The 16,494-nt window shown below is 46.8% G+C and carries 11 protein-coding genes; 1 reads left to right on the forward strand and 10 read right to left on the reverse strand.

Annotated features, from left to right (window positions below):
* Positions 1-257: 257 nt before the first annotated feature.
* Entirely contained in the window at positions 258-1,151 is an 894-nt protein-coding gene (locus GO493_RS14240; RefSeq protein ID WP_157306871.1) for an AraC family transcriptional regulator, read from the forward strand.
* Here GO493_RS14240 and GO493_RS14245 read toward each other — a convergent pair.
* The 10 genes from GO493_RS14245 to GO493_RS14290 form a co-directional block, all read right to left on the reverse strand.
* Positions 1,126-4,248 carry a sigma-54-dependent Fis family transcriptional regulator gene (locus GO493_RS14245; RefSeq protein ID WP_157306872.1) on the reverse strand — a complete coding sequence of 1,041 codons (3,123 nt, stop codon included), beginning with the start codon at positions 4,246-4,248 and terminating at the stop codon, positions 1,126-1,128. The two genes, GO493_RS14240 and GO493_RS14245, sit on opposite strands and share 26 nt — an antisense overlap.
* Before the next feature lie 62 nt (positions 4,249-4,310).
* Positions 4,311-5,687, reverse strand: coding sequence for a sigma-54-dependent transcriptional regulator (locus GO493_RS14250; protein ID WP_157306873.1), 1,377 nt, complete (start codon positions 5,685-5,687; stop codon positions 4,311-4,313).
* A 36-nt stretch (positions 5,688-5,723) separates the two neighbouring features.
* Positions 5,724-8,252, reverse strand: a complete 2,529-nt coding sequence (locus tag GO493_RS14255) for a tetratricopeptide repeat-containing sensor histidine kinase (RefSeq protein WP_157306874.1) — start codon at positions 8,250-8,252, stop codon at positions 5,724-5,726.
* Between the two features lie 441 nt (positions 8,253-8,693).
* Positions 8,694-10,208: an efflux MFS transporter permease gene (locus GO493_RS14260; protein ID WP_157306875.1), complete on the reverse strand. Its 1,515-nt coding sequence runs from the start codon at positions 10,206-10,208 to the stop codon at positions 8,694-8,696.
* Positions 10,209-10,221: 13 nt separating this feature from the next.
* Complete coding sequence (locus tag GO493_RS14265; RefSeq protein ID WP_157306876.1) at positions 10,222-11,289, reverse strand: HlyD family secretion protein; 1,068 nt, start codon at positions 11,287-11,289, stop codon at positions 10,222-10,224.
* Positions 11,290-11,302: 13 nt separating this feature from the next.
* On the reverse strand, positions 11,303-12,619 hold the full coding sequence (locus GO493_RS14270; RefSeq protein WP_157306877.1) for a TolC family protein: 1,317 nt from the start codon (positions 12,617-12,619) through the stop codon (positions 11,303-11,305).
* Between the two features lie 2 nt (positions 12,620-12,621).
* Positions 12,622-13,398 (reverse strand): SDR family oxidoreductase, encoded by a 777-nt coding sequence (locus tag GO493_RS14275; protein WP_157306878.1) that lies wholly within the window; start codon positions 13,396-13,398, stop codon positions 12,622-12,624.
* Between the two features lie 152 nt (positions 13,399-13,550).
* Complete coding sequence (locus tag GO493_RS14280) at positions 13,551-14,882, reverse strand: Dyp-type peroxidase (protein ID WP_157306879.1); 1,332 nt, start codon at positions 14,880-14,882, stop codon at positions 13,551-13,553.
* 12 nt (positions 14,883-14,894) lie between these two features.
* Positions 14,895-15,413: a hypothetical protein gene (locus GO493_RS14285; protein ID WP_157306880.1), complete on the reverse strand. Its 519-nt coding sequence runs from the start codon at positions 15,411-15,413 to the stop codon at positions 14,895-14,897.
* 21 nt (positions 15,414-15,434) lie between these two features.
* Positions 15,435-16,403: a catalase family peroxidase gene (locus tag GO493_RS14290; protein WP_157306881.1), complete on the reverse strand. Its 969-nt coding sequence runs from the start codon at positions 16,401-16,403 to the stop codon at positions 15,435-15,437.
* Positions 16,404-16,494: the final 91 nt, after the last annotated feature.

Below are 16,494 nucleotides of genomic sequence, written 5' to 3' on the forward strand. Positions count from 1 at the left end.
TAAAACCTATTGTTTAAACCAGCTTACTGATAATCAACGCCAATTGGTTCGATTTAAGTGCAAGCATTGAGGCAACACTAATAACCGTCATCAACGCAACACGAGTCTAAGCCGCCATCCTCTATATATCGTTGAACTGAATAAAAACAACTTTATATCGTTGCAATAAGAAAAGAAAAAAAACTTCAATTTACTGGTTATCAATTTATTAATAATGGCAGAGCTATTGCTAAGTACAGGACATAAATACCAATTATATGCTACCTGTAAACGATACAATGAACACTTTGTTTTTAGATGTCCACCAGTTGATGAAAAATCCGGGCGATATGCCTGTGTCACTTTCAGATGGGAGATCTAACCATTTTTTCATTGTTTATTTACATGAAGGGCATGGAAAAATTGAGCACAGTAACGGAGGGGTAGAGATTAAAGCACGAACTGTTTATTTTTTATATCCTGGTCAGATCACATATCTTAACGACCTATGCGCCAGGGGAACGGCCATCGAATTTTCCTCCGGCATTTTCAACCGTTTAAATGCAGAATTATATATTCTGATGACACCTGGAATGTTCAGCCCTATGGCCATTAACCAGTTAACCATTACCGATGACTCGTACCAGGAAATAGAACACTTGTTGATGCTTATGCAGGTGGAATGTCTGGGTATTTCAACTTTCCGGCGTGAAGTGCTTGAAGCCTTGCTGAAAGTATTCCTTGCTAATCTGACCAAAAAAATTCAATTAATCACTGAAGCAAGCGGCTCTTCGGCCGATGTGGATCTGGTCACCCGGTTCTTAGGCATGATCCACTCCAATTTTGTTACCATGAAGAAGGTAAGTGATTATGCCAATAAGTTATGCATCAGCCCCAATTACCTTAGCACCAAAGTACGTATAGTGACCGGCCATTCCGCCAGGCACCATATCCAGCAGCGCATTGTGCACGAAGCAAAACAACATGCCGAGAAAGGCACCAAGACCCTGAAAGAGGTAGCCTATACATTAGGCTTTGAAGATCTTTCCCATTTCAGCAAGTTCTTTAAAAATATTACCGGCATGAATTTTACTGATTTCAGGAATCGTCAATGGCCATGTTCAACTGATAAAGATGCTGATCTTTCTAAAAGTTTAAAAGCTTTCGTTTGATACCCAGCTTTTTCATTTTTGAGTGCAGGGTGGTTGCCGGCAGGCTAAGCAATTCTGCAGCACTGCCAGGCCCCTGCACCTTGCCATTACATTGCTTTAATGCCCGCAATATGATATCTTTTTCCATTGCTTCCAGTGACCTGATCTCATCTGATCTTTCCGCTGTACGGCGTTCCCGCGACGGAAGATCTATATGCCGTATGGTGGTTTCTTTACTTAGCAATATACTACGCTCCAGCAAGTGCTCTAATTCCCGGACATTTCCCGGCCAGTCATAATTGGTCATTTGTTTCATCGCACCTGCGGTAACTCCTGTCACAGTTTTACCCGTTGACTTTGCATAGCGGCTGATAAAGTGAGCAACAAGTGCCGGAATATCCTCTTTACGATCTCTTAAAGCCGGCAGTTCCACCGGGAAAACATTTAACCGGTAATACAGATCGCTTCTAAACCTGCCCATCCTAACTTCGTTTTCCAGGTTTCTGTTCGTGGCTGAAATAATGCGCACATTAACCTTGATCACGGAACGTCCACCAACTCTTTCAATCTCTTTTTCCTGGATCGCACGCAGCAGTTTTGCCTGCAGCTCCAGGGAAAGTTCACCAATTTCATCTAAAAAAAGGGTGCTGTTATTTGCCAGCTCAAATTTCCCGATGCGTCTTTCAAAGGCTCCTGTAAAACTGCCCCGCTCATGTCCAAAAAGTTCACTTTCCACAAGGTTTGCCGGCAAGGCAGCACAATTGACCTTTACCATGAGTTTATCCTTTCTTGGGGAATGGTTATGGATGGCGCGGGCCACCAGCTCCTTACCCGTTCCCGTCTCTCCCAAAATAAGTACGCTGGTATTTTGCGCAGCAACCTGGGAAATTAACTGGTAAACACGCTGCATACTCTGGCATTGGCCCACCAGCTCCGAATAGTTATATGCGGTAACGATCTCCTCTTGTAGGTACCTATTTTCCTGTTCAAGCTGTTGCTTATAGCTATTGATCTCATTAAACTGGGACGCTATTTTTTCGTTGCCCATAATATTGGCAATCGCAATAGCGATCTGGGAAGAGATCCCCAGTATCAGCTCGTCATTGACCTGGTCGGGATGCGTCCACAGAATACCAATTTTATTTGCGCCTACTTTCAGTGGCACTCCCAAAATTTCTTCCACACCAATTGATTTCCAGAAGGCTGCTCCCGGAAAAGAAATACGCCCCTCTGCCAATACCTTGTTTATAACAAATACAACGGGGCTGTCCGCCTCAAAAACGGCTTCTGCCAGGCCGCCTTTAATGGGCCACCTGTTATTCCTGATCCGCTCAAATCCGGGATCGGTTACGTAATTGGAAGCAAGATCATACAGGAAATAGCTATGGGTCAGCTCATCTTCATTTCTCACAGAAATAATATACTCCTTGATCAGGAACAATTCTTTAAGATAGCGTTTAATAGCAGCCGCCAGGGTATCCTTGTCTTTCACAGCAGCGATATCATGGCTGAAGGACAACAGCAGGGACTTTTCCTTTTCGCGTTTCCGGAGCCCTTCCAGCGCCAGAATATTCGATACTGCAATAGACACCTGATAGGCAATCCCGTTAATAATGGAAATATCATCCTGCGTAAACATATGTTTTCTGTCTGAATAAAAATGCAGCACACCCCAAACGCCTTTCTCGCTCAACAAGGGTGTGGAAACCGCTTCTTTCAAACCTGCCTCGTAATGAATACGTGCATATTGGGGTACTGATGTCATTTTCATGACTTCCTCATAATCTGAAACGGTAGGGGTTTCCCGCTCAATAAATTTTTCAAAAACGCCGTCCCTGACCGGGTAAACCGTGTTTACCAGCTCCTGGTAGGCGACGTGTGTTTTTGATTTTGACTCCGGATCCGTCAGGTACACCGTAAAAGTTTCACCGTTTTCATCAATGGCAGAGATACTGCTGTGGGTAAAATAAAACAGCTTTTTTAATTCGGAATTGATCAGGGTTAATAACTGGTTCTTATCCCTGATCCTTGCCATCTTATAACTGACAGCCAGCAGCGTTTCTTTTTCGTATTCCCTGCGCCGCAGATGCTCTCCCGCAAAAATATTGGCTATGGCAATGGAGACCTGGCTGGCCACTGCCTTGATGATCTGCAGATGATTTTCATCAAATGCCCCTGCCCTGTCCGAAAGAAAGGTGAGCACGCCAAATATCCCCTTGTCTCCGTGAAGGGGAATTGCCGCCAGCTCTTTGATGCCAGCTTCATAGTGGATGGTTATGTAAAAGGGCATATTTCCTCCGGGCACCAGCTTTTCAAGGTTAAAGACCGTCGGGTCATCAGACGCAAGTACTTCCTGGAAAGGTCCGCTAACCGGGTACCTTGTAGCAATCATTGATTGATAGTCGGGGTGCGACCTTGACCTGGAAGCGGGGTCCAGCAGAAAAGCAGAAAAGGTTCCTTCCTCTTCATGAATAACGGAAATACTCGAATGCGTAAAATAGAGCAGTTTGCGCAGCTGAGTGTTGATCACTGCGAGCAATTCTGCTTTGTCACGGATCAGCGCCATTTCATTGCTGATAGACAAGAGCATTTCTTTCTCTCTTTCCCTTGCCTGCATTTGTTCAGCAGTGCTGATATTGAGCATGGCCATCGTTATGAGGGAGGTTAATTCATCCGGCATACCGGCCGCTATTGTATTAAAACAGCCCGTATTGTTGTTGTACAACAACATCAGGGCAGGTTCTTTCTCTTCTATATCCAGCCGGCAGATCATAAATTCACCATATGCTTCCGGATCCGGCCGGCCAAAAACAGCATTCCATGTTTCCCTTATGCCGGCTTCCAGCGCATTGGCGGCAACGACTGCTGGCTGGCCTGATACGAGGACTTTCCCGAACCGATTGGAATAATCCGGAAAAGTTCTGTCAGCCTTTTCAGGCTGAGGACTGCTGATATATAAGTTGAGCGTTTTTCCGTCGCGGGAGCATTTAAAAACAGCCATCTGATCGAAGGGGATAAGCTGACCAACATGAAGATCTAGAATTTGCTGCAGGTGTTGCCGATCTTTCACTTGTGCTATCAGCCTTCTGATGGCCCAAAGATGTACATCTATTGCCATAAGCGCCAATTTACAGATTTTGGTAGTATTACCCAATGTTATCGCTACGCAGGTGCAGCGCTTTATGTTCCCGTATGTTGTTTGACAATGCCCATTTTTTTAATTTTTGCGGTCAGTACTGCAGGTGAGACACCAAGGATCGCAGCGGCTCCGTCCGGGCCGGAAATACGGTAATTACACCATGCAAGTACTTCAACAATATGATCCTTCTCCAGGTCCTCCAGTGTTTTCCAGGGCTTTTGCGCTACGGGCAGGGGAGCTATTTCCAGTTCAGTCCGGGGAAGCAATATCTCATCGATCAAAGCTCCACCAGCCAGCACCACATGCCTTTCAATAATGTTCTGCAATTCCCTGATATTACCAGGCCAGCTGTAACCGGTCAGCAATTGAACCGCATGCTCAGATAAGCTTACCTTTTTGCCCATTGTATCAGCATAATAACGGACGAAATCTTCAGCCAGGACAGGTATATCCTCTTTTCGTTCGCGCAAAGGGGGGATTGTAACAGGAAAAACCTGCAAACGGTAATATAGATCCAGTCTGAACCTGCCCTCGGCAATTTCCTCTTCCAGGATGCGGTTAGTGGCCGCAATTATGCGTACATTCAGGCACACGGGATCCTTACCCCCAAGCCGGTAAAGCTCTTTTTCCTGTAAGACCCTTAACAGCTTTGCCTGGGCATCTACGGGCATTTCGGCAACTTCGTCCAGGAAAAGTGTGCCGCCTTGCGCCTGTTCAAACTTTCCTGTTTTCCGTTCAAATGCGTCTGTAAAGGCCCCCTTTTCGCTCCCAAAAAGTTCCTGCTCTATGAGTTGCGCGGGTATAGCTCCGCAGTTCACTTTAATAAAGGGGCCATCCTTACGTGCCGACCTGCTGTAAATGTAATCAGCGAGAAATTCTTTTCCGGTGCCACTTTCGCCCAGCAGGAGCACGGATGTATCACTCTTACATACCGCATTTACAAGCTCCATCACCTTTATCATCGCAGGGCTTTTTATTGTGGTGTTCTTCTCCTCTTCCCAGGTTTGTCCTGTTCCTGAAATTGAAAACCCCTTGGGCCGGTATTGCTTCGCATCACGCCGGTAAAAAGCAATGTCAAGGGCTATCAGTACATCTTTCTCGCGGAAAGGTTTTACAATAAACCCGTAAGGGCCAGTGGCTTTTGCAGCTTCAAGAATATCCCTGCTTGAATTGGCGGATATATATACAAAGGGTATTCCCTGTTCATTTAGTGTAATGGCCAGGTCAATTCCCGTCAGGTTGCCCTTGAGATAGATATCTATCATCACCATATCAGGCCTGTTTGCAGACAGCAGTTGCTCCGCCTGGAACACGGACCTTGCCACGCCGCTGACATAATAGCCATTTTTTTCCAGCGTCATACGCAGATTACCCGCAACTACCAGCTCGTCTTCGACGATTAATATTTTGTACTGCATAAGTGCTGATTGTTTAGCATTGAGGCCATAAACCGCCTATCTTGTTTTTTGAAACCGGATCAGGAGTTTTAAACCATGATCATTGGTGACCGTAAAACTGCCTTCAAGTTGTTCCGTAAATGTCCTGATCAACCGGATCCCCAGGGATGATGAAGCGCCAAAATCAAGCCCTTCAGGTAAGCCGGGGCCATTATCCCTGATGACAAGTTTCATTACATCACCAGGCAGTTCTTTCAGACTAATCTTTACCCGGCAGCAGCTGTTGCCGGGCAGGGCGTATTTAATAGCATTGGAAACCGCTTCATGGATGATCATGCCAACCGGTACAGCCTGACTAATATCCAGCCTTACAGATGATACCTGGATGTCTGCTTGTATCAGGGTATCACATGCATAACTTTCCCGCAGGTAGCTGACCAGCTCGCGCACATACAATTCCATGTCTATGGTTGCCGAATTACCCGGCTGGTACAATTTCTGGTGCAATAGTGAAATCGCCTGCATTCTTCCGGTGCTTTCACGGATCGCCCTGATCGCATGTTCATGCTCCAGGTAGCCGTACTGCGTCTCCAGCAGGCTGATAATAATCTGCAGATTGTTTTTTACGCGATGATGGACCTCCCTGACCAGCCACTCCTTTTCTTTGACCATTTTTTCCAATGACTGATTTTTGAGCGAGATCTCCGCCTGCTTTGATCTTAAAACCAAATTGTGACGTTGCTTGCTCCTATAACGGCTATAGGCAAGCACCAGGAGCAGCAGCAGCAGAAAACTTGTTATAAGAATAAATTGCCTGATCTGTCCCGCCTGCCGCAATTCACGCTGCTGGTGGCTGGCAATATTCTGTAAGGAAGCAATATCTTTTTTATTTTTCTCCGCTTCATACCTGAGCATCAGCTCATTGAACTGGCGGATCTTTTTTTCATTGAATATCCGGTCTTTGATCTGCTGAAATGCCTGCAGGTGGCTAATTGCGGCATTAAAATCCCCACCCAGGGAATCTATTTTAAAAAGCATCAGGTGAATGTCCTTAAGGTTAACAAGTGGTACCCGTCCGGGTGAAAAGTGCAGTGCCGTGTCTAAATAAGCTGCGGCTTTTTGCAAAGCGCCCGTTTCAAAATTAAATCTCCCGAAAGCGTAGTAAGCACCGGCAGAGATCTGATTGCCCAGGTGAACGGTGCGTTCCAGGTCCATCATCTGATGAAAATACCTGGCAGCCTGTTCGTACTGCCCCAGGGCCTCATAACATTCACCCATTGCTCTTGCAAATATCTGCCTGTGAACAGGTATCAATGGCTGATAGGCTGCCTTTGCGCGTAACAGCAGGTCCAGCGCCTCCCCTGCTTTTTGTAATACTACAAGCTGTATTGCGGTATGGCACTTGATACGTATCACCGGTTCCTTATCAGCAGCCCTTTCAAAGGCATCCGACGCCCGTGTGTACCAACTGACGCTCTGGGACGGCTCTCCTATTTCACTGTAGATGTCTCCCAGGCGTTCATAGATATAAGCCGCATAGCTTGTATCTCCCGTTTGTTCCATGCTTTTCACAGCACTTAATGCAAACATCAGCGCGTTATCATAATCCCCTTTGAACATGTATATTTCCGTAAGCGGCTGGTAGCTTTCGTGAAAGTTCTTATAACCAGCCCTTTTTTGCATTTCAACAGCGCGGATCAATTCAGCAGCCGCGGTATCCAGCTTGCCCTGCCTGCGAAAAACCTCAGCACGGGTCCTGACCGCCCAAATTTCCCGGTCAGCCTTGCCGGCTTCATGAAAGAGTTCAACAGATTTAGAGATATAGCGGATCTTCTCATCAAAAGTGCTGTCAGTATCAGGAATGTTATAGCCATAATCTATCCAGAAAATCCCCTGGAGGTATTTATTGCCTGTTCCGGCAATCAGCTCAATTGCCTGTTCAAACAGTTGCCGTCCTTTTTCCAGATCGCGTAATTCAAAAAAGTACTTCGCCTGGAAACGCAGCGCTTCTGCTTCCCAACGAACAGATCTTAATTCCCTGCTAAGCCGCAGCGCTTCTGAAAACATATAACGGGTACTGTCATAGTCGGTTTTTCCAACACCGTGGCGATACATATAATTTTCACCGGTCAATAGCAGCACCCGGATGTCCGTGACAGATCTTGCCGGGTGGTGAAGCAACGCTGCAGCAGATCTTTGGTCATTGATCTCCAGGTAGGCTTTGAGCAAAAGGATATCTGCTTCGCCCGCAATAGAATCCAGGCCCAATTGCATAGCGATGGCTTTAGAATGACCCGAATAATATTTTGCACTGTCAATGTCCGATCTGACCGTTCCTATTTTAAGCAGGTAACGTTTACCCAATACAAGCCATAAAGTCAGACGTTCCTCGTCTTTCTTACAGGACGCAAGCTGCCTGTATAGTTCGGGGATAGTCTCTCCATCGATATGCTGGCCCAGGCAAGCTTGTGGTACGGTTAAAGAAGCTCCCACAAACAGCATAAGCAGCAATATTAGCCGGCGCTTTGGATGGTGATATTTCATGCGATGATCTGCTCTGTATGCAAAGGTCTGAACTTGTAGCATAGCGCGCTATAAAGATTGACAAAAACATTGATTTATACATCACATTCATTAAAATATACATATCCTGTATCTGATCAGGATATCAACACCCGCATGTCATGAATTACAACTGACTAACTTTTATTCACAAAGCGGTTATATACCAATAAATATGGGTTTTGGCAATGGATCGCCCAATAGTGGTATGGTAATTTTAACTTATGAATTCAGCAGACACGACCGGGATCCTTTCGAGAGTTTTCCACTATGACCGGCTTTATCTAATGGGCCCTAATGTTGAACATTTGAAAGACTTTGAAGTAACGAATATGTCCCGGGTACCTCAATACGATACATTGGCGGGAGGGATTAGGCTCTGACAGATATAACCTGTCTCAAAAAACAATGTGCCTGCGGAAACACTTGCGCAGGCACTTAAGGCATCCCAAAAGAATTGTTTGATTAAGATCTCGCTTTGAGCCCCCCCTTTAATTGCTCGTAGATACAGGCAGCTATCAGTACAATTAAAAATACGATGCCGGCTATTATGATCTGACCAGTTATTTCCTTTGATGCCGCGAGGATCGCCTGGCGTTGCAAATCTCCAAAAACGCTCATTGCGCCGCCCTGCTGACGGATAATATCGGCACCGGTATCCAAATGTGCCGCCAATAAATTGAAATGACGGATGCGCTGCTTATACAAAACATCGTTGTAGATCGCCGTAAAAACTGCACTGCTTAGAAAAGAGCGCACAAGGATCATTACACCCGCCGCCACAATCACGTTTTTAAGGTCAAATCCCCTGGTGGTATAAAGCCCTACGGCAATATAGATCAGTGCAGTGGAGAACCCTTTGATCAGCGAAGGCGCCACAAAATCTTCCCGGGTAAACCGGAGGCCAAAGCTGTTATACATGATGACGTGATAAAGCACAAAACCACTGAACCCCAAAAAGATCAGCACCCGCTGGTCATATCCGCGGTAATACCATACAAAACAGCAGACAGCACCTACCAGCACTCCGGGTATGAGGTAAAGATTCAGCGCTGCATTCGTATGGGCTTCGTATTGCAATATACTTACCGAAAAAGCCGACTGAAGCGTAGCTGGGAAAAAAATGCCCATCACAAAGAAATAAAACAGGCCCACCTGAAAACTTCTCTTGGTGAATAAATGCAGATCTACCAATGGGCGCCTGGTATGCAGCTGCCGCAGCAGGAAAAGCGCCAGGGCTATCAGAGACAGGCAAAGCGTAAGCTTCATCCTGCCTGAGTGCAGCCAGTCCTCCACTTTCCCCCATACTACAAAATGATTAAATGCCATCAGCGCTGTGGCAAGCAATACCAGCCCTGACCAGTCTACCCGGTACAGTGGCAATGTTTTTTTCAACCGGTGGTTTTCCACCAGTACAATACTTAACACGATGCACAGTAACAGGAGACAGCATATAATGAGATAAGCATAACGCCAGTTAAAGTAATAGGCAAGCTTAGTAGTTGCCCAGGTCACAAAATACAGGCCGGCCAGGGCAGTAAAATAAATAAACGGATATAGCCTTGCCGTATCTCCTTTTTTGCTCCAGATAAACATCCAGATCACGTAAACCTCTACCATTGCAGACATTTTGATCATGCCGGTCACAAAACAGGCAACTACCATCAGGGTGGTATTGGAAGTGGTGGCGCACACCACGTTCATCAACAACATTACGCCAAGCCCCCATAACAGTAATGTTTTATTGGTAAAGCGCAATTTTAACCGCATCTCTATCATCAGCCCAAGCCCCATCCCAATATACATAGCATTATATGCTTCGGTAAATGGTTCGCTATACTCACCCAGGCTGCTGAATGCTTCATTGCTGTTACCTAAAAAAATTCCATTGGAAACCAGGATGGCAAAAATGAGGATAAACAGCACAGGGAGCTTGATATAAACAGGCACCCATTTATAAAACAGATCTTTAAGCTCCATAAAATCCAGGTTTTTATTTGTTGCCCGCCACCGTTACTTCAACGTTCATTCCAGCAAGCAGTTTTGCTATAACCTCCAAACGGTTTTGTTCCGGCAGGATCTCTATTTTAACGGGTACACGCTGCTGGACTTTAACAAAGTTGCCTGTGGAATTATCGACCGGTACGGCCGAATATTTTGACCCGGTTGCTTCAGAGATGGCGATAATCCGTCCATTCAATTCCCTGCCACCTAAACCATCTACTTTGAGCTTCATGTGCTGTCCGATGTGCAAACCGGTTAACTGTGTTTCGCGGTAATTGGCCACCACCCATTTATTACCATTCCTGACCAGGGACAACAGGTTTTGGCCCGGCTGCACCAGCTGCCCTTCCTGTATATTGCGCCTGCCTGTTACCCCATCATATGGTGCGGTAATAACGGTATACGAAAGATTGAGCCTCGCCAGTTGAAGCGCCGCGTGTGTCCGTTTGATCTCCGCTTCATTCACTTCAACGCGGCGGGACGTTTCGCTGGTAGAAAGGCCTACGGTCCTGCGCTGTTCCACCAGCGCCGCCGTTTGCGCCTGCAACGATTCGAACTCCGTTTTTACCTGGTCGAACTGCTGCTGTGTGGCAGCTCCTTCTTTCAGAAGATTTTCATAGCGCCGGAAGTTCTGCGATGCGTTCCAAAGCCTGGCCCTGGAAGCATTGATATTGGCATCAGAAACCGTAAGATTGCTGGACACGGTGTTTACAGCGGAAGCGCTTACTTTTTTAGCTGCCAGCGCAGACAGCCAGGCCGCTTCGGCCTGCTCTACCTGTATTTTATACTCAGCATCTTCTATTATTACCAGTGTATCGCCTTTCCTCACCCTTTGGTGTTCTTCAAACCGCACTTCCCTGAGATACCCGGGTATTCTTGCATTTACGGGATTAATATATTGTTCTACCTGCGCATCATTGGTATACAGATCCCGGTCAAGGTCCAGGTAGGTGCTGATACCCCATATGATAGCTACGATCAACCCCATGACCAATAAAACGTTTACGGTGATCATCACGATTTTGCGGCTTTTACTGCCGCGTTTTTGCTCGTTCATATTTAGTGAATTTTCAAAGCGTGCCTATTGCCCTCAAAACACGCAGGTAGGCATAAACGACATTGATCCGGGCGCCAACGACCCTAAGTTCCGCCTCGATCTTGGTATTGGAAGCATCCACCAGGTCAGTCAGCAACGCCAGTTGGTTAAGGTATTTTTTCTCTGTGATGCGGTAATTTTCCTGAGCGGAAACCAGGTCCCGTTGAAATGTTCCCAGCTCATCCCGGGCCTCGTCATATTTGACATGTGTTGTCTTTACCCCGAGCTCAACCTCCTGTTTTTCCAGCATTACCTTTTGTTCAGACAAATGCAGGGCGATATCGCCTGCTTTTAGTTTTCTGCGGGTCTGGTAAAGGGAAGAGATATTGTATTTGACACTAACGCCTGCCTGCCAGACATTATAAAAAATATCAACAGCGGGAATGGTATTCAGGAATGGGCGTTGAAAATTACTGCCGGCGAAGACCGCGATCTCCGGATATTTTTCTGCTTTGGTCAGCTTCAGATTGGTCTGCGCGATCTGTTTTTCGATCCCTGCTATCTTCAGCTCATGATTTTGCTGCTGCGCTATCTCCAGTGAGCTGGTAAGCAACAGGTCTTCCGCGTTTTTTTCAAGCACGCTGGAATCGGGCAGAAACTGCACGCTATCTGACATGCCGGTCAGTAATCCAAGCTGCCTGTTCAGGATCACCACATTATTGGCCACTTTTCGCTCGTTCAGTTCAAGTTCTGAGATAATGAGGCGGTTACGCAATACATCATTTTCAGTTACCATACCCTGTTTTTGCAGTACCAGGATATTGGCAAGTCTTGCTTTTGCCAGGCCGATATTATTTTTGTAAACTTTGCGCTGGTTACAGGCGCGGAGCATATCAAGGTAATAGCCTGCTGCAAGAAAGCGGATGTCTTCCATATTTTTTTCAAGGGCCAGCCCTGCCACCTGCGCTTCCAGGCCTGCTTTAACAATCTCTCCATTCACTTCCCCTCCTTTAAAGATCAGCTGGGCCGCAAGTACGGAGAATTGTGTAAACTGATGCGGAATATGCCCTTTCTGGTGTTCCGAAAAAGAGGGTGTCCAGATATCCGCATTGCTGATATAGCCATATGTGAAATCCGAAGATAGCTGTGGCAAGCGGTAAAGGCCTGCTATTTCAGTTTTTTGCCGCGCCAGTGCCACATTGGTTTTTGAGATCATGATCCGTTCGCTGCCCGCTTCCACCAGCTCAAACAGCTGAGCCAGTGTCACAGGTTTGACGATTATACTATCCTGTGCCCTTAAGGGAGATCTCATAAGCAACAGCAGACCGTAAATGACGAAAAATTTCCTCATGATCAGGCGGGTTGCTGTTTTTCATCCAATCCAAGCTTATAAGCCCTCCGCTCCACCAGTAGGTTCATATATTTCTCATAGTCCTGGCCCTTCACCTGGTACAACTTCCAGATCTTTTCGTGAGAAGAAACCATGAATATTTCCTTGTCCATTGCTTTTATCACCATATCTACCAGTTCTTCCGGTTCCAGCGCGTCTTCCTGCATAGCTGCTACACCCGCTGCCATTGGTGTGCGTACGGGCCCGGGACACACTACACTCACCCTGATGCCCCTGTCCCTGTAGGTAGCAGCCAGCCACTCTGCAAGCCCGATGGATGCATGTTTGGTGGTACTGTAAAGCACGGAGTGGAACTCTACGAGCAGCCCGGCAGCGGATGCTGTATTAATGAGGTACCCCTCGCCTCTTTCAAGCATTTGAGGTAATACATATTTGGCCGCATATACCTGCGACATTACATTTACATGCCAGGAGAAATCCCATTGTTCTTCGCTGGCATCCACATCGCCAAACCTTGCTACACCAGCGTTAGAAACGAATACGTCGATCCGGCCAAAGAGCCCGGTCGCCTTTTCAACAAGGGATCTGACATCCTCTTCTTTTGAAACGTTGGCGGCAATAGGCGTTGCACCTGTTTCCTGTGCCTTTTCTATCAGCGCTTTTTCATTGATATCAGAAATGATAACAGTGGCTCCCTCTGCAATAAATCTTTTGGCCATGGCCAGCCCAATGCCGCTGGCTCCTCCTGTTACAACAATAATCTTACCCTGTGATTTCATGCTATTGCTGATTTATTGATGAATAATTCCTGATCGGTTTTGATGGGCGGATAATCATTCTAAATGCCTGGTCGCGGGTAAAAAAGGCAACGCCCCAATTGTAAAATGTGGTGATCCTGTTACGCCTTGATTATGAATGAAAAGAGATGCATTCACGGGTTCCAGCCTTGTGACACCATCCATTTTAGTGCGCTGATACCGGGTAGAAAAGTATGTTCACCACCCCGCGTTGCAGTAAAGTCAGGCAGGCCTTTTATTCTTTTCCTCACCGGCTTATCCGGATAAGCATAGTCATCTTTGATATCCCTTCGCCCCACGATAGGATCGGTACGGGAACCTTCTGAAATAAAATCACCATCGTTGACCCATTGCGATTGTACAAACTCAAACTGCCTTGCGGGATTTGCGTTGATAAACGAAATAATAATACCTCTTTCAATACCGTCATCTTCGGTTGCATCTTCAGGCAGCATGGGGCCATAAGCAGCCCCCCTGCGTAATAGCCTGTGTAAACGGGCATCCACGATGCTATCTTTAAGACCATCACGGGGATTAACCCGCCTGATATGGCATCCGGGAGGGGTTATTTTCCCATCAAGGTCATCCTGGTAATAGGCAAAAGCATTGTTTCGCATCGGGTCAGCTACCAGTGTTGGATCGTCTTTGTCCGGCGACAATGCCAGCGGGCATCCGCTGCGCCAGCGGCCCATTATTTTCGCAGCCACGCGTTCCTGCCCTTCTTTGGATCCTGCCTGCTCAGTCAGAAATTTCCGGAAAGCCATTACGTCCTGTTTGATCTTGCGGATGGATATATAAGTGCCGTTCTTCCAGAATATCTCCGGACCGGGTCCGGCAGCTATCTTACCCAATTCGTTTTCATAACCCAGGATAAATTCACCGGCTTTGGCCGGTTCACCTTGTCCTGGCAGTGGTTCACCACCCTGGCCTGCTATAAATGGCCTGCTAAAGCCGTCGGCATATCCGAAATGTTCCCGCAGGTTCGGTGGTACCCCAACATCCAACCGGGCAATAAGGGTGATACCGGGCAATTCTGCTATGGCATTATGCCCGATCTTAAGCTTCTTCTCTTTTAATTGCTCACTGCCTGCCATCACCAGTAATCCGACATGAAATCCTGTATTACCATGCGGCAGATCCCAATATGCCGGATCACTTCTGCCGATATCACCCAATATTTTTTTCCTTGCCGCCATACCCATTTTGAACTCAACAGGGAACTGGTCAAGGAAGGCTTCCGGTATCCCCAACCGCCTAAGTCCTTCATAAGTGAACACGATATTAATCCAGGCGTTCTCTTTTGGAGAGTCCCAATCAGCGGCCGAGGTAACATGCGGAATAAGCCTTTCGATCAACGTTCTTGCCGCGGCAGCATTTTCAATACTGAAAAGCACATAAGACCCGAAGTAAGGCATAGGCCGGTTCCTTAAAACAGTTCCCTGTATATCATGGAGTTCTAATTGCATATTCATTAATGGTTAGTTAGCGGCATCCAGTAAATCATTCCAGGCGCGGGTAAGTTTTTCCATTTTTTGTATATCTCTTACGGAAGAATCTGGCGCTCCAACAAAAAAGAAATCTGCCTGTATAAACCGGTCAAGCACCCATTTGGCAAAATGCTGTGAGTGTATGCCCGGATAATCTTCCAGCACACCATCGGCAAGGCCGTCCAGCCATTCACCAGCGTAAGTGGCGATATCCTGCAGGTATGGCTTAAAATCACCGTCATAAACAAGCGACAGGATGTAACGTGTATCATTGTCAAAAACAATGATCCTGAAATCCTGGATGCTACCGACCCTTCCCTCATAATAGCCGGCTTCAGCCTGAAACTGCGGAAGGCGTTTTCTGAATAACTCAGCGCCGCCAGGTGTGAAGTTGCCTACCATCGTAAGCTCGCCTCTTTTGCCAATGCGTAGCCCCGGCCCGTCCGGCTGAGTAGTAACATGCTGGTTGAATTTGGTAAATTCATTTTCTACGATCGTTGTCGGTTCCATATTATCATTGGTTTTAAAATCTTAAGAAGCGGATGTATTTCCGGTGAAGGGACATTTACGCCATCCGCCCGAGCGGTGTGCTGCGGATACCTCGTAAACACCCCGCCTGATCTGCAGTATTGGATCATCTGTCGGTTCAATTCCATCTGTCAGCAGGCTTGGATCATGGTTCATCACTTTATCACCTATCTCCTCCTCCGTGGTAGGCGCTGTCAGCGTCAGGCGGCCAATCACAACCCGCTGCCGGTTCTCGGGCCAAAGGACTGTAGCATCATTGAGCGGATCGCCTTCCTGCGCAAGCTCAAGTTCCAGGTCAAAATGCACCGGCTCATTTGCCAACCGCCCTGTTAGTTCGGTATAGAGGATGTCTGTCGGTTGTGCTGCAAGGACCTCAGGCGATTGCCCTTTTATGCCCAGCGCTGGCTTCCAGTGACAGCGAACGGCGGTGGGTCTGCTTTCAGCGTTGATGAAATAAAAGGCATGGACCGCGTTAAATTCAGTATGTGCAAAACTGACAGGCGCCAGGCTTTCTGCGCGCATTTTAAACACTGCACCACTATTGGGATTAGCCGCAAAAAAATGTTGTAACCCTTCTTTGTTAATGGGACCACCCGGTTCTTTTGGCAAACCAGCTTCCAGCAGATCCATAAATTGTTCTACCGTACGGGCTATAAATAACTTCTGACTAAGCATTACCAGGTTTGTTACACAGCCGTCCGGGAGATAAAACCGGGTAGCCATGCCTACGGTTGAACTGAAATGTGCGTAAGGATCACCACCTCCTTTGGAAAACCGCACCGTAACCGGAATTTCATCACCCTGCAAATGAACCGCCCTGGTATATAACTTTGCAGCCTCATTTGCCTTGAATACACCGCGATATAACCTGCCATCCGCATGTAATGAACGGAAGCCTGGAAAATAGCCCAGTATCTTCCCGATCTTTTCAACGATCTCACCCGAATGAATGTATTGGCTTTGTTGTGACATAGCGCTTTTTTATTGTTAAAAGAACAGCACAAACTTCCTGCTTTTGAAAGGGGAAGACAATGGCAAAAGCGCTAAAAACCATGTATAAACC

The organism is Chitinophaga tropicalis (assembly GCF_009758205.1).
Lineage (GTDB): Bacteria > Bacteroidota > Bacteroidia > Chitinophagales > Chitinophagaceae > Chitinophaga > Chitinophaga tropicalis.

Excerpts from the sequence above, each read along its gene's own strand:
- GO493_RS14240 (WP_157306871.1), top strand. The coding sequence starts at position 258 with ATGCTACCTGTAAACGATACAATGAACACTTTGTTTTTAGATGTCCAC.
- GO493_RS14245 (WP_157306872.1), bottom strand. The coding sequence starts at position 4,248 with ATGGCAATAGATGTACATCTTTGGGCCATCAGAAGGCTGATAGCACAA.
- GO493_RS14250 (WP_157306873.1), bottom strand. The coding sequence starts at position 5,687 with ATGCAGTACAAAATATTAATCGTCGAAGACGAGCTGGTAGTTGCGGGT.
- GO493_RS14255 (WP_157306874.1), bottom strand. The coding sequence starts at position 8,252 with ATGCTACAAGTTCAGACCTTTGCATACAGAGCAGATCATCGCATGAAA.
- GO493_RS14260 (WP_157306875.1), bottom strand. The coding sequence starts at position 10,208 with ATGGAGCTTAAAGATCTGTTTTATAAATGGGTGCCTGTTTATATCAAG.
- GO493_RS14265 (WP_157306876.1), bottom strand. The coding sequence starts at position 11,289 with ATGAACGAGCAAAAACGCGGCAGTAAAAGCCGCAAAATCGTGATGATC.
- GO493_RS14270 (WP_157306877.1), bottom strand. The coding sequence starts at position 12,619 with ATGAGGAAATTTTTCGTCATTTACGGTCTGCTGTTGCTTATGAGATCT.
- GO493_RS14275 (WP_157306878.1), bottom strand. The coding sequence starts at position 13,398 with ATGAAATCACAGGGTAAGATTATTGTTGTAACAGGAGGAGCCAGCGGC.
- GO493_RS14280 (WP_157306879.1), bottom strand. The coding sequence starts at position 14,882 with ATGCAATTAGAACTCCATGATATACAGGGAACTGTTTTAAGGAACCGG.
- GO493_RS14285 (WP_157306880.1), bottom strand. The coding sequence starts at position 15,413 with ATGGAACCGACAACGATCGTAGAAAATGAATTTACCAAATTCAACCAG.
- GO493_RS14290 (WP_157306881.1), bottom strand. The coding sequence starts at position 16,403 with ATGTCACAACAAAGCCAATACATTCATTCGGGTGAGATCGTTGAAAAG.